This is a genomic window from Limnohabitans sp. (genome assembly GCF_040401135.1).
GTDB lineage: Bacteria > Pseudomonadota > Gammaproteobacteria > Burkholderiales > Burkholderiaceae_C > Limnohabitans.
The window spans coordinates 1-12,895 of record NZ_JBBAOV010000050.1 but is presented as its reverse complement, the minus strand read 5'-3'; the positions used below and the strand labels follow the sequence as shown (position 1 = coordinate 12,895).

Annotated in this window: 12 protein-coding genes; 5 read left to right on the top strand and 7 right to left on the bottom strand. The window is 54.4% G+C overall.

From position 1 onward, the window contains the following. Positions 1-108: 108 nt before the first annotated feature. Positions 109-3,228, bottom strand: a complete 3,120-nt coding sequence (locus ABWP81_RS11140; RefSeq protein WP_353141800.1) for an efflux RND transporter permease subunit — start codon at positions 3,226-3,228, stop codon at positions 109-111. 7 nt (positions 3,229-3,235) lie between these two features. Then, positions 3,236-4,324 carry an efflux RND transporter periplasmic adaptor subunit gene (locus tag ABWP81_RS11135; protein WP_353141798.1) on the bottom strand — a complete coding sequence of 363 codons (1,089 nt, stop codon included), beginning with the start codon at positions 4,322-4,324 and terminating at the stop codon, positions 3,236-3,238. Between the two features lie 94 nt (positions 4,325-4,418). Between ABWP81_RS11135 and ABWP81_RS11130 the strand changes: the two genes are divergently transcribed. From ABWP81_RS11130 to hpnE, 3 genes are all read left to right on the top strand, one after another. Further along, positions 4,419-5,198 (top strand): squalene/phytoene synthase family protein, encoded by a 780-nt coding sequence (locus ABWP81_RS11130; protein ID WP_353141796.1) that lies wholly within the window; start codon positions 4,419-4,421, stop codon positions 5,196-5,198. Positions 5,199-5,262: 64 nt separating this feature from the next. After that, on the top strand, positions 5,263-6,102 hold the full coding sequence (gene hpnD, locus ABWP81_RS11125) for a presqualene diphosphate synthase HpnD (RefSeq protein ID WP_353141795.1): 840 nt from the start codon (positions 5,263-5,265) through the stop codon (positions 6,100-6,102). A 15-nt stretch (positions 6,103-6,117) separates the two neighbouring features. Then, positions 6,118-7,392, top strand: a complete 1,275-nt coding sequence (gene hpnE / locus ABWP81_RS11120; RefSeq protein WP_353141793.1) for a hydroxysqualene dehydroxylase HpnE — start codon at positions 6,118-6,120, stop codon at positions 7,390-7,392. Here hpnE and ABWP81_RS11115 read toward each other — a convergent pair. Next, a complete protein-coding gene (locus tag ABWP81_RS11115) occupies positions 7,345-8,040 on the bottom strand; it encodes an HAD family hydrolase (protein WP_353141792.1) in 696 nt (231 codons plus the stop codon). The two genes, hpnE and ABWP81_RS11115, sit on opposite strands and share 48 nt — an antisense overlap. A 21-nt stretch (positions 8,041-8,061) precedes the next feature. Here ABWP81_RS11115 and hemH point away from each other — a divergent pair, with 21 nt between their 5' ends. After that, positions 8,062-9,159 (top strand): ferrochelatase, encoded by a 1,098-nt coding sequence (gene hemH, locus ABWP81_RS11110; RefSeq protein ID WP_353141790.1) that lies wholly within the window; start codon positions 8,062-8,064, stop codon positions 9,157-9,159. 41 nt (positions 9,160-9,200) lie between these two features. Here the strand turns inward: hemH and ABWP81_RS11105 are convergent, their stop codons facing one another. From ABWP81_RS11105 to ABWP81_RS11090, 4 genes are read right to left on the bottom strand one after another with little or no spacing between them, the layout of a single operon-like run. Beyond that, positions 9,201-9,935, bottom strand: a complete 735-nt coding sequence (locus ABWP81_RS11105) for a helix-turn-helix domain-containing protein (protein WP_353141788.1) — start codon at positions 9,933-9,935, stop codon at positions 9,201-9,203. Between the two features lie 33 nt (positions 9,936-9,968). Then, complete coding sequence (locus ABWP81_RS11100) at positions 9,969-10,469, bottom strand: bactofilin family protein (protein ID WP_353141786.1); 501 nt, start codon at positions 10,467-10,469, stop codon at positions 9,969-9,971. Beyond that, on the bottom strand, positions 10,438-11,478 hold the full coding sequence (locus ABWP81_RS11095; RefSeq protein WP_353141784.1) for a M23 family metallopeptidase: 1,041 nt from the start codon (positions 11,476-11,478) through the stop codon (positions 10,438-10,440). The genes ABWP81_RS11100 and ABWP81_RS11095 overlap by 32 nt, the downstream gene beginning before the upstream one ends. Before the next feature lie 18 nt (positions 11,479-11,496). Then, positions 11,497-11,868, bottom strand: coding sequence for a bactofilin family protein (locus ABWP81_RS11090; protein WP_353141782.1), 372 nt, complete (start codon positions 11,866-11,868; stop codon positions 11,497-11,499). Positions 11,869-12,074: 206 nt separating this feature from the next. On the opposite strand from ABWP81_RS11090, the gene ABWP81_RS11085 reads away from it, so the two are divergent. Beyond that, the coding region (locus tag ABWP81_RS11085; protein WP_353141780.1) for a shikimate dehydrogenase at positions 12,075-12,895 on the top strand (821 nt) is incomplete at its 3' end.

Below are 12,895 nucleotides of genomic sequence, written 5' to 3'. Positions count from 1 at the left end.
CCTTGCGGACGTCAGGACCTAAACCTGGTGCGTCTACCAATTTCGCCACCCGCGCGGGTATTTAAATAACAACGGGTGGCCCTATAAAGACCACCCGCTTGAAATCGGTCAGCTGGACATTTTAGACGGCTTTTCAACCTTAAACCACGCAGCATACATAGCTGGCAAGGCCAATAGCGTCAAGACGGTGGCGACAACGAGGCCACCCATGATGGCAACCGCCATGGGACCCCAAAACACGCTGCGCGTGAGCGGGATCATGGCCAGCACGGCAGCCGCAGCCGTCAGCACAATGGGGCGCAAACGGCGCACGGCAGATTCCACAATAGCCTCCCAAGCAGGCACCCCACTGGCTCGATCTTGCTCAATTTGGTCAATCAAGATGACAGAGTTACGCTGAATCATGCCCATCAAGGCAATCACGCCCAGCAAAGCCACGAAGCCGAAAGGACGATCGAGCACCAACAAAGCGCCAGCCACCCCCGCCAAGCCGAGCGGGCCGGTGAGAAACACCAGCAAGGCACGGCTGAAGCTATGCAGCTGAAGCATTAGCAAAGTAAAGGTGATGAACAGCATCACAGGCAAGCCAGCGGAAATGGAGCTGGAGCCCTTGGCGCTTTCTTCCACCGCGCCAGCCACTTCAATGCGGTAGCTTTGCATGCCACTCTCTTGCCATGTGGCTTCGAGCTTCTTCAAGTCTGGCTGCAACTGCTGCGTGACGGTGGCACCTTGCAGGCCCTCGATGATGTCGCACTGCACCGTGATGGCGTATTCACGCCCCTCACGCCACATCACACCGGGCTCCCAAGACAGCACGGGTTTCACCACTTGCGTGAGCGGGATCATGCGGCCCGACGACGTAGGCACGTAGGCACTGGCCAAGTCGCTAATGGCATCACGCTCGTGCAGGGGTTGGCGCAGCACGATGTCGATGAGCTTGTTGTCCTCACGGAATTGCTCCACGTTCGAGCCCACCAACAAGGTACGCACAGCTTGAGCGATGGACTGACTGGTCACGCCCAAGCTTCGCGCTTTGGCTTGGTCCACCTCAAGGCGCACCACTTTGATGGCTTCGTTCCAGTTGTCGTTGACCCCGCGGGTGCTGTTGCTATCGCGCATTTGCGCCTTCACCTCGTCGGCCAGCAAGCGCAACACTTTGGGGTCTGGCCCCACCACGCGGAACTGCACAGGGTATGGCACAGGCGGGCCATTGGGCAGCAGTTTTACACGCGCACGCGCTTCTGGAAACTCTTGCGCCAGCACCGCAGGCAAGGCCAAACGCAAAGACTCACGACGCTGCAAACTCTCGGGTATCACAATGATTTGCGAGACGTTAGTTTGTGGAAACACTTGGTCGAGTGGCAAGTAAAAACGCGGCACACCTGAGCCAATCCAAGTGCTCACGCTTTGCACGCCTTGCTCTTTGAGCAAGCGCTGCTCGACCGCTTGCGTCACGGCCTCGTTGGCTTTGAATGCGGTGCCTTCTGGAAACCACAAGTCAACCAAAATTTCGGGACGGCTGGAGTCTGGGAAGAACTGTTGCTGCACACGGCCCATGCCCACAATGCCAAGTACAAAAATAAGCAGGGTGATGCCAATGGCTTTCCAGCGGTATTCCACACACCAAGTCACTGCGGTACGGAAGTGGCGGTAGAACGGGCCGTCAAACAACTCATGCTCACCAGCTTGTTCACCTTGGGGCTTGACCTTCAGCAGCAAAGTACCCAAATAAGGCACAAAGTACACCGACACCCACCAACTGAGCACCAACGCAATCACGGTGACGGCGAAGATGGCATAGGTGTACTCACCCACGGTTGACTTGGCCATGCCAATCGGCAAGAAGCCTGCAGCGGTGATCAGCGTGCCAGTCAACATGGGCATGGCGGTGACTTCATACGCAAAAGTGGCGGCACGCACGCGGTCGTAGCCCTCTTCCATTTTGCGCACCATCATCTCCACCGCAATGATGGCATCATCCACCAACAGGCCCAACGCAATGATGAGCGAGCCCAGCGAAATTTTGTGCAAGCCAATGCCCAAATAGTTCATAGCCAAAAAGGTCATGGACAACACCAGCGGAATGGTGATGGCCACCACCCAGCCGGGCCGCATGTCCACATACCAGCCAAAGCGCCCGCCTTTGTGCAAACCCAAAGCCACAAAGCTGACCGCCAACACAATCAGCACAGCCTCAATCAGCACGCTTACAAATTCGCCCACCGACTTTTGCACCGCCTTGGGTTGGTCTTGTACTTTCAGCAAACTCACGCCCGCAGGCAATGTTTTTTCAATGCGCGTGGTGGCCACCTCCAAAGCTTTGCCTAAGGCGATGATGTCACCACCTTTGGCCATCGACACACCCAGCGCGACAACGGGCTTACCTTGGTGATGCACCTTGACTGTGGAAGGGTCTACGTAGCCACGCGTGATGGTGGCAATGTCGCCCAGTTTGGTTTGTTGGCCAGAGCTGCCGCGAATGGGCATGGCACGCAGCTGCGCTTCGGTTTCAAACTGACCGCCAATGCGCACTTGCAACACATCGAGCGGCGCTTGCACTGTGCCTGCGTTTTCGACGGCGTTTTCTTGGCTCAGTTGCGACAACACAGCGCCTACGTCCAAGCCCAGTTGCGCCAAACGCTTTTGTGGAATTTCGATGAAGATTTTTTCATCTTGCACCCCAAACTGCTCGACCTTGGCCACATAGGGCACGCGCAGCAGTTGTTGGCGCACGTTGTCGGCAAACTTCTTCACTTCGGCAGGCGTGAAGCCTGGTGCATCAAGCGCGTAGATCACGCCATACACATCGCCAAAGTCATCGTTAAAAAACGGCCCCTGCACACCAGGCGGCAAGGTGTATCGGATGTCGCCAATCTTCTTGCGCACCGAGTACCAAACATTGGGCACATCGGATGGCTTAGAAGAGTCTTTGATTTGGAAAATGATTTGTGATTCGCCAGGCTTGGAATAGCTGCGAATCTTGTCGGCATAGGGCACTTCTTGCAAAGTGCGCTCCAGCTTATCAGTGACTTGCTCAGCCACTTGCTGTGCCGTGGCACCAGGCCAATAGGTGCGCACCACCATGGCCCTGAAGGTGAAAGGCGGGTCTTCGTCTTGGCCCAGTTGAAAGTAGGCCGCCACGCCCAACACCATGAGCACCACCATCAAGTAGCGAGTGAGTGCTGGATGGTCCAGCGCCCATTTAGAAAGGTTGAATTTATCGCCCATGTTCAATTTACTTCGTTGCGCCGAACACCGACACTTTTTGACCAGCGGTCAACACATGCACGCCCGACAGCACCACTTGGTCACCGATTTGTAGGCCTGACGACACCACAGCTTCGTTGCCCTCAGCGGTATTCACCTGTATGGCCTTCGCTTTGACGGTCATGGTGTTTGGGTCAAACACCCAGACCGAAGTGGCGCCTGCTTCTAAGCGCAAAGCGCTGGTGGGCAGCTTGATGGTTTTGGCCGCCTCTTTGGCAATGCCCAAGCTCACGCTGACGGTGGAGCCCAACACAGGCGCGGCATCATTGGGCAGTGCAGCTTTGGCTACAAACGTGCGCGTCACAGCGTCTGCGCTGGCCGAAACATCGCGCACGACGGCTTCTAGTACTTTGCCGTCCACCCATTGGCGGATCTTCACTTTATCGCCTGTTTTTAACAAACCCAGCTTGTCTTCTGGCACCGAAAACACCACATCACGCGGCCCGTCCAAAGCCAAGCGCACCACGGGTTGGCCAGCAGCCACCACTTGGCCTGCACTGGCATCCACCGAGGTGACGATGCCCGCACCATCTGCTAGCAAACGGGTGTAGCCCGACTGGTTTCCCTGCACCGAGCTTTGTGCTTGGGCTTGCTTCCATTGCGCTTGAGCCGATATGTAGACCGACTCCCGGCGCTGCAACTCGGCCAGGCTGATGAAGCCTTGTGCATGTAAATCTTGGTAGCGCTTGAAGTCTGCGCCCGCCACATCGCGGTTGGTTTGAGCGGCCACCAATTGCGCCTCGGCGGCATCGGCGGTCGCGCGGTAATCCTGCGGGTCAATGTGCGCCAAAAGCTGACCGGCCTTGACGCGTTGGCCAACTTCAGCTGGCCGGCTCAGCAGTTTGCCAGCCACTCTAAAACCCAAATTGGACTCGATGCGAGCGCGCACCTCGCCTGAAAACTCTAGGTCGGTCGTGGCACTGGACTCGCCCACCGTCATGACTTTGACCGCACGCACTGGCTCAAGAGGTGCCGGCCCCTTGCCGCAAGCGGCCAAGGCAAGGGTTAATAAAACCACAATTGATAAACGGTGAGAAAGCAATTTTTGATACAACATAAAGTATTGACTTTATTAATGACTGATTGGTTATTAATGTAGCTGATCTCAATTCACTTTGCGTTCAAAAGGGAGAGCGACAATTCACCCCCATATGTCAAGCATCGACCACTACGAAAACTTCCCTGTCGCATCTTGGCTATGCCCCGCTAGACTGCGCCCCGCGGTGGCAGCGCTGTACCACTTTGCAAGAACGGCCGATGACTTGGCAGACGAAGGCAACGACCCTGCACACCATCGCTTGGATGCTTTAGGCGAATACCGCGCAGACCTAGAAAGTTGCCTCAAACATAGCGACTCAATGAGCACGCAGTGGCCCAAAATTTTTGCAGCTTTGCAACACGCGGTAGCGCAACACCACTTACCCGCTCAACCCCTGTTTGATTTGCTGGACGCCTTTGAACAAGACGTGGTTTACACCAGCGTGGGCCAAGGCTATCGCCACCGTGCCGAGCTGCTGGACTACTGCCGCCGCTCCGCCAACCCTGTGGGCCGCTTGATGTTGCATTTGTACGGCGTGAACGACAACGCGTCACTTACACAAAGCGACGCTATTTGCACCGCCTTGCAACTCATCAATTTTTGGCAAGACCGCGCCGAAGACCTGCAACGCGGCCGCGACTATTTGCCCCAGGGTCACACCCTAAAACAAGAGCTGCGGTTTGCACGCGAGTTGATGATGCAAGGCGCCCCACTGGCGCGTCGCGTCAAAGGCCGCGCAGGCTGGGAACTGCGAGCAATGGTGCAAGGCGGCTTGCGCATCTTGGACAAACTTGATGCGCGCGCTAACACCGCTGACCACAGGCAGCTGGAACGCCCCAAACTTAAAAAGACTGACTTCGCGCGTATCGCTTGGCGCTGCCTAGTCATGTGAGTGACTTCATGTCATCAAAGCCTTTGAGGTCAGCAAACCTTGTGTGCCCGATAATCAGGCACACATGACACCTCAAGACTATGTTCAGCAAAAAGCCTCTGCTTCAGGCAGCAGCTTTTATTACGCCTTCCTTTTTTTGCCACCCCAGCGCCGCGCTGCCATCACGGCGTTTTACGCCTTTTGCCGCGAGGTGGACGATGTGGTGGACGAGGTCACCGACCCTGGCGTGGCCGCTAGCAAACTAGCGTGGTGGCACAACGAAGTGCACCAAGCATTTGCGGGTAAGCCCAACCACCCCGTCACCCAAGCACTGATGCCGCTGGTGGCTGAGTTCGGCATTGAGGAAGCCTCTTTGCAATCGGTGATTGAGGGTTGCGAAATGGACCTGACGCAAACCCGCTACCTCGACTATCCCAACCTCACGCGCTACTGCCATTTGGTGGCAGGCGTGGTGGGTGAAGTATCAGCCAAAATTTTTGGCCAAACCGATGCAGACACCACAGCCTATGCGCACAAACTGGGACAAGCGTTTCAGCTAACCAACATCATCCGTGACGTGGGTGAGGACGCCCTGCGTGGCCGCATTTACTTGCCCGTCAATGAACTGCAGCAGTTCGATGTGAAGGCGCACGAAGTTCTGAACCGCTTGGACTCAGCGCGTTTTCAAGCTCTCATGCAGTTTCAAGCCGCGCGTGCACATGCTTTGTATAACGAAGCTTTAGCGCTGCTGCCTGCCGACGACTGGAAACACCAAAAGCCAGGCTTGATGATGGCCAGCATTTACCGCACCTTGTTGCGCGAAATTGAGGCCAAGAAGTTTCCAGTGCTCACCCAACGTGTAACCCTCACACCTCTGCATAAACTCTGGCTCGCTTGGAAGATGCAAGCGCTGGGCCGCTTTTAAACTTTCAACAATCGCATGAAGCAACTGACCATCGTGGGTGCGGGTTGGGCAGGTTTGGCCGCTGCCGTGGCCGCTACGCAAGCAGGCTGGCATGTGCAGTTGTTTGAAGCGTCCAACATCGCCGGTGGTCGCGCCCGTAGCCTGCAGCAAAGCTTTGCAGGCAAGCCTTTGGACAATGGTCAGCATGTGCTGATTGGCGCCTATAGCAACACATTGGCCCTCATGCGCACCGTCGGCTTAAAACCTGACGAACTGCTGAAACGCATTCCACTTGATTTGCGCTTTGCCGATGGTCAAGGCCTCAGCCTTCCCAATTGGCCACTGCCGCTCAATATGCTCGCTGGCTTAAGCCGTGCGCAAGGTTGGAATTTAAAAGACAAAGCCAGCCTCATGCAAGCCGCTTGGGGGTGGCATCGCGCTCGGTTTGAGTGCGACCTTACGTGGACTGTCGAGCAACTGTGCAACGCATCCAGGCTAAGTCCTCGGGTGATGACGCAACTCATTGAGCCGCTGTGTTTGTCTGCCCTCAACACCCCTTTGAATCACGCCAGTGCCAAGGTGTTTTTGCGCGTGCTGCACGATGCCTTGCTGGGTGGTTTGGGTAGTTCTGACCTGCTGGTGCCGCGAGTGGATTTGGGTGAACTGCTGCCAAATGTTTGTGTGGAATGGCTCAGAACGCGTGGGGCAGACATTCATCTGGGAACGAGAGTCTCTGCCACCCAAGTGTCGGCTCTGCAACACGCAGCGTCAGCGGATAGCGCCGTGCTGCTTGCTTGCCCGCCTTGGGAGGCAGCGCGCCTCGCCGCCGACATCGCGCCAAAGTGGGCCCTATCATGCGCAGAGCTAACGCACAAGGCTATAGCCACCGTGTATTTGCATTGCAAAGACGTAGGCTTCAATGGACTAGCTCGGCCCATGATGGCCTTACACAGCCATGCACAAGCGCCTGCGCAATTTGTTTTTGACAAAGGCGCTCTGTCTGAACAGCACGGTTTGTTAGCTGCGGTGGTCAGCGCTTGCACAACTGAGCGCGATGACGTGACCGAACTAGTGCACGAACAAGCCTGCAAGCAACTGGGACTGGTAAACGTTGAGGTTGTGCAAACCGTGGTCGAAAAACGCGCCACACTCGCCTGCATCCCTATGCTCGATAGGCCAGAACCTTTTGTAGCCCAAGGCCTTTGGGCCTGTGGCGACTTCATCTGTGGCCCCTACCCGTCCACGCTAGAAGGGGCTGTGCGCTCAGGCCAGCAAGTGGTCACACAAATCAGCCAAGTGACCCACCGTTAAGGGCTGCGCTGAGTCATGCGGCCAGTCATGGCCCTGGGTATTGACCCAGGCCGTTTGCATGCCGGCATTGATGGCGCCCATCACATCGGCGTGGGCGTCATCACCAAGATGCAACACCGATTCAGCAGGCACATTCAGCAGCGCTGCGGCTGCATGAAAAATGCGCATATCTGGCTTGGCCACGCCAAACGATTGCGCACTGAGCGACGCTTTGAAGAAAGGTCCAGCCGCGGTGCGAAACACATCTGCATTACCGTTAGATAAACCAACCAGCGGGTAGCGTTTGGATAAACGCGCAAGCGCTTGCTCCACCCCGCCATACAAAGTGACGTTTTGACGCTCGGCAAAGAACACCTCAAATGCAGCATCGGCCAATTGGGGGGCATCACCAGCACGTATCAAACTTTCCCGGATGGACTCGCGCCGCAAAAAACTCAAGTCATGTGTTTTATCAGCATGGCGCTGACTCACCTCGGCTCGGATGCGTTTTTTCATCTCCGGATCCGCACACAACTCCGCTGTTTGAGGCGCGTGTAACGCCAGCCAATCTTGCAAAACCACCTCCGCACGGGAAATGGTGGGCCAAACAGGCCACAAAGTGTCATCTAGGTCTAAGGAAATGGCTTGGATTTTTGAAATATTCAGCATGCTGGGGGAGAATACATCATCATGTTTAAACCCGCCTTTACCCCCGAGCCTCCCTTCACGCACGGACAAGCCCCACGCACTGCCGTGTTGTTGTGCAACTTAGGTACGCCCGATGCGCCCACAGCGTCTGCTGTTCGCCGCTACCTTGCCGAATTTTTGGGTGACCACCGCGTGGTGGAAATTCCACGTCTGTTGTGGTTGGCTATTCTTCACGGCATCATCTTGCGTGTGCGGCCTGCTAAATCAGCGGCCAAATACGCCACCATTTGGACAGCTGAAGGGTCCCCACTGAAGATTTGGACTGACAAGCAAGCACAAGCCTTACAAAAGGTTTTCAATAACCACCGCCAGGCAGTGACCGTACGCTACGCCATGAGCTACGGCAACCCATCCATCGCCAGCCAACTGGATACCCTCAAGGCCGAAGGCCACACGCGCATCTTGATACTGCCCGCCTATCCCCAATACTCAGGCACAACGACCGCCAGCGTGTTTGATGCGGTTTACCACTGGGGTCTGCAAAGTCGCTTGTTGCCTGAGTTCCGTTTCATCAACCACTACCACGATCATCCGGCTTACATTGCGGCATTGGCTGAACGCGTGCGCGCCCACTGGGCTGCGCACGGTCAGCCTGAACGTTTGGTGATGAGCTTTCACGGCGTGCCAGAACGCACCCTGCACTTAGGCGATCCCTACCACTGCGAGTGCTACAAAACCGCACGTTTATTGGGTGAAGCATTGGGACTCAGCAAAGCGCAATACATGGTTACCTTCCAATCTCGCTTTGGCAAAGCCAAGTGGCTGGAGCCCTACACAGAGCCAACGCTCATCGCCTTGGCTGAACAAGGTGTGAAGCGCGTCGACTTAATTTGCCCTGGCTTCACCAGCGACTGCCTTGAAACCTTGGAAGAGATTTCTCAAGAAGCTCAAGAAACTTATTTACACGCGGGTGGCGAAACGTTTCATTACATCCCCTGTTTGAACGACAGCGACACATGGGTGCAAGGCATGCATGACTTGTGTCAATCGCACATGGGGGGGTGGCCCTTGGAACAACCTCACGCTCAAGAACTTATGACAAGCCGTGAAGAAGCACTTGCACTAGGTTCGAAGAACTAAAAAAAGCCGCTTACAAGCGGCTTTTAAACGGGCAAAAAATATTAAGGGGCTTTACTGGCAGCGGCTGCTGGGGCAGAAGTGGCTGTCAATGGGCTAGCCGAACGAGCCGTGATCGGGGCCGCGACAACTGCATCCATGCGAGGTGAGCTTGCTCCAAGAGTTGCCATGGATGCCCCTTCAGCTGGTGTAGAGGCAGACACATCTGCGGCGCTTGCAGCATTGGCAGGCTCTTCGGATGGCACTACTTGCAGCGGTGGCGCTGGCTCAGACGCTGGTTCTTCGTGCGGCTGCATATAAGCAGCCACCGCTAAAGCAGCGGCAAACAAAACAACGATCAGCCATAGAGACGATTTAGATTTTGGCTCTTCGACTACGGGTGCTGTAGCTAATTTCTTAGCCACATGAACAGGTGCTTCGACTTGAGCTTCAACCGCTTCTGGAAGTGTCACAGGCGCCAAGGCTGCATTGGTAACAATTGAATCCTTGTCTTCTGCATGCTGGAAAAGTTCTGTCTCAATCGCTTCAGGCTCTTGAGAAGGCTCTGCGTCCTTGGCAAGAACTTCTTCGGGAGATAAACCTAATATCGCGCCGACCTTCTTTGCTGCGGTGACTTTGACAGGTTGACTGTAGAAGGAGCTCATGCCACCATCTTCTAACTGCCGAACTTGCTTGACTGACAAACAAGCACGTATCGCCATGTCGTTGATAGCCCAACCACTGGCCTCACGCCGCAAGCGAAGCAAACCACCGTTGATGTAGATATCTTCTTGGCTCATGGACAAACGGTGACCAGTTTGGGCTTGGTTAAATTACTTAATCAACAATAGTTCGCCCTTGATCGAGGCGCCCTTTTGAACAGACAAGGTTTGATAGACCACGTGGCCATCCACTGACGCAGAGGATGTGACGATCAGTTCATTGCATGTTGCCGTGCCTGAGAATTTGCCTTTGATGTGCAAGCTGCTGCAAGTCACCACACCTTCAACTTGACCTCGTGCACCAATGGTCAGCTCATCCACTTGAATTTGGCCGTTCAGAGCACCCTCGACGTGGATCGCGCCTTTGGCAGCAATTTCACCGCGAAAGGAGAAACCTTCACTCAGAATTGAAGGCTTTGTGGCGGCAGTTGTGATCATGTCCATCATGCTGGTTCGCTGGGTTGGTTGGGAAATGGCATTGGTTGCGGGCTGCGTCACAGCCTCGTTCAACTCGTCTTCGTTCTCGACGTCATTGTTCAAGTCTTCTGCGTCAGGGGCCTGTTCACCCGCTTGAGTTGGATTAACGTTGTTGGTTTTGGATTTGTTGAACATATTGTGCCGTCCGTATAACTTTTTGCGGGTTGACTGGATAACCACCAATCAAAATTTCCAGGTGCAAGTGCTTACCTGTTGACGAGGAACCTGTGCTGCCAATATTGCCCAACACAGACTCATGGGTGACCTTATCACCTAATTTCACTTCAATGTTAGCCATATGGGCATAAAGCGATTCAACTCCATTGGTGTGCCGAACTACGACCGTGTTGCCATACTGTGTATGAAACTGGGCCAAAACGACCACGCCTGGCTTGACTGGATGAACTTTTTCATCACCAGTCTGACTTAACAAATCTAAGCCCGTATGGAAATGAGTTTGACCTGTCAAAGGATGTCGGCGCACACCAAAATCAGACGTCACGCTGTAATTGGGAACTGGCATCACACTGGGCAAGGCGTAAAGCACTTCACGCAACCCACGGTTGGTGGACAACTCGTCGGCAACTTTGCCGCGCAGCAAAGGATTGCTTTTGAGGTCATCCTCTAAGTTGAAGCCGCCATTGGCTGCATTTTGCTGAATGATCTTCACAATCTTTTCAGTCAAACCAGATGACTCAAGTTGCGACTTCATCGTCACGTTTTCTTGCGACACCGCGACCATGGATGTATCCACGAAACGGCGAATACTCATATCTCGATCGCGAATAGTCTGCGCCAAGGCGACCATTTGCTCATCATTCATGGTGAGTTGTTCGGCGTTTTCAGAGTCAGAAGCGCTGCTAAGTAAGGCGCGATAGACTTCTTCATGGGAGCGCTCAAGCTTGGTGCGACTGATCATCAGATTCACACTGGTAATCAGCAGAACGAAGATAGAGATGAGCATGACGCCCGTCGCCAAAATGCCGCCGCGCACCAAAATTCGCTGCATTTTGGCGCTGATGTTGAGGTAATGAAGATCGCCGTTTTGCTCGAGAATGATTCGTGCATCCTCGTACTGGCGCGTCCATCCACGGACAATAAATCCGGGAAGCAAACGCGCAGCAGTGGCAAGTCGAAGCATCATGGTAAAAAATGCTGAGAGTTAAACGGCTTTGGCGCCGCCCACTTGCATTACTGGACCGTTGGCATCTTGACTCAAGGTACCTTCAATCTCGCCGCCCTTTTCAATCTCGATTTCCGAGTACTGAACTTTGCCTGCAATTTTGCCGGTAGAGCGAACAATCAGGCTCTTCTCAGAAATGATGGTGTTGTGCAACTGTCCACGCACGTCAATCACTTTGGCAGAAACTCGCCCAGTGATCTTGCCAGTTGGGCCGATCAAGACCTCTTCTGCTGTTAAATCACCCTCGATAACACCATTGATGATGGCTTTTGATGGAACTGTGAAGGTACCTTTGACGACAACGCCGTCACCGATGACAACACTTTCGAGCGAATCAGATTGATTAGACATATGAACTCCTTATTCAAATTTTATCAAACAAACCCCCAAAATCTACACGAACGAAAGAATTTGTTGTTTATTTGTAAAAAAAAGTTCATTCAATGCAACCACTTAGCGTATTTTCTGAATGTGCTTCCTAATGGAATGGCGCTTACTTGGATCAACCCAAGCGCGTCATCACAATTGCTAACATGTGAATACTCTTTAGTAAATTCATGAAAAAATCATTCACTATCGCCGGGGTCATGGGCTGGCCTGTGGCCCATTCACGATCCCCACTCATCCACAACCATTGGATACGTGAACACCATTTAGAAGGTGCTTACGGGCTATTTCCAGTCAACCCAATCAACCTAGAAGCTGCCATCCGTGGACTGCAAGCTCTGGGGCTTGCAGGGTGCAACATCACCATTCCTCACAAAATCAATGCCATGGCGTATGTAGATTGGGTTGACCCGCTTGCGAAGCGTATGGGGGCGATCAACACCATCGTGGTGCAACCCGACGGAGCTCTGCATGGCTATAACAACGATGGGTTTGGCTTTATCCAAAGCCTGCTGGAATCTCAACCCGCATGGCATGCCAATACTGGCCCCATTGCTGTGCTGGGTGCGGGCGGGGCGGCTCGGGGCGTGGTGGTCAGCCTGCTAGACGCAGGCGCTACCGACATTCGAATCGTCAACCGCACACACAGCAAAGCTGAAGAACTTGCCCAAGCGTTTGGCCCTGCTGTTACCAGTGTGAAATGGGAGGCTCGCGAGGATGCTCTAACAGGCGCCGCCTTGCTTGTGAACACAACCAACCAAGGCATGCACGGGGAGCCCGCCCTAGATTTGAGCTTGAACAATTTACCTGTTGAAGCGCTCGTTTGCGATGCGGTTTACATCCCACTAGAAACACCCTTACTTAAAGCGGCCCGCTTGCGTGGCAATCCAACCCTCAATGGCCTTGGCATGCTGCTTCACCAAGCTCGCCCAGCTTTTCACGCTTGGTTTGGCGTCTTGCCTGATGTCACTCGCGAGTTGTATGCGGAAGT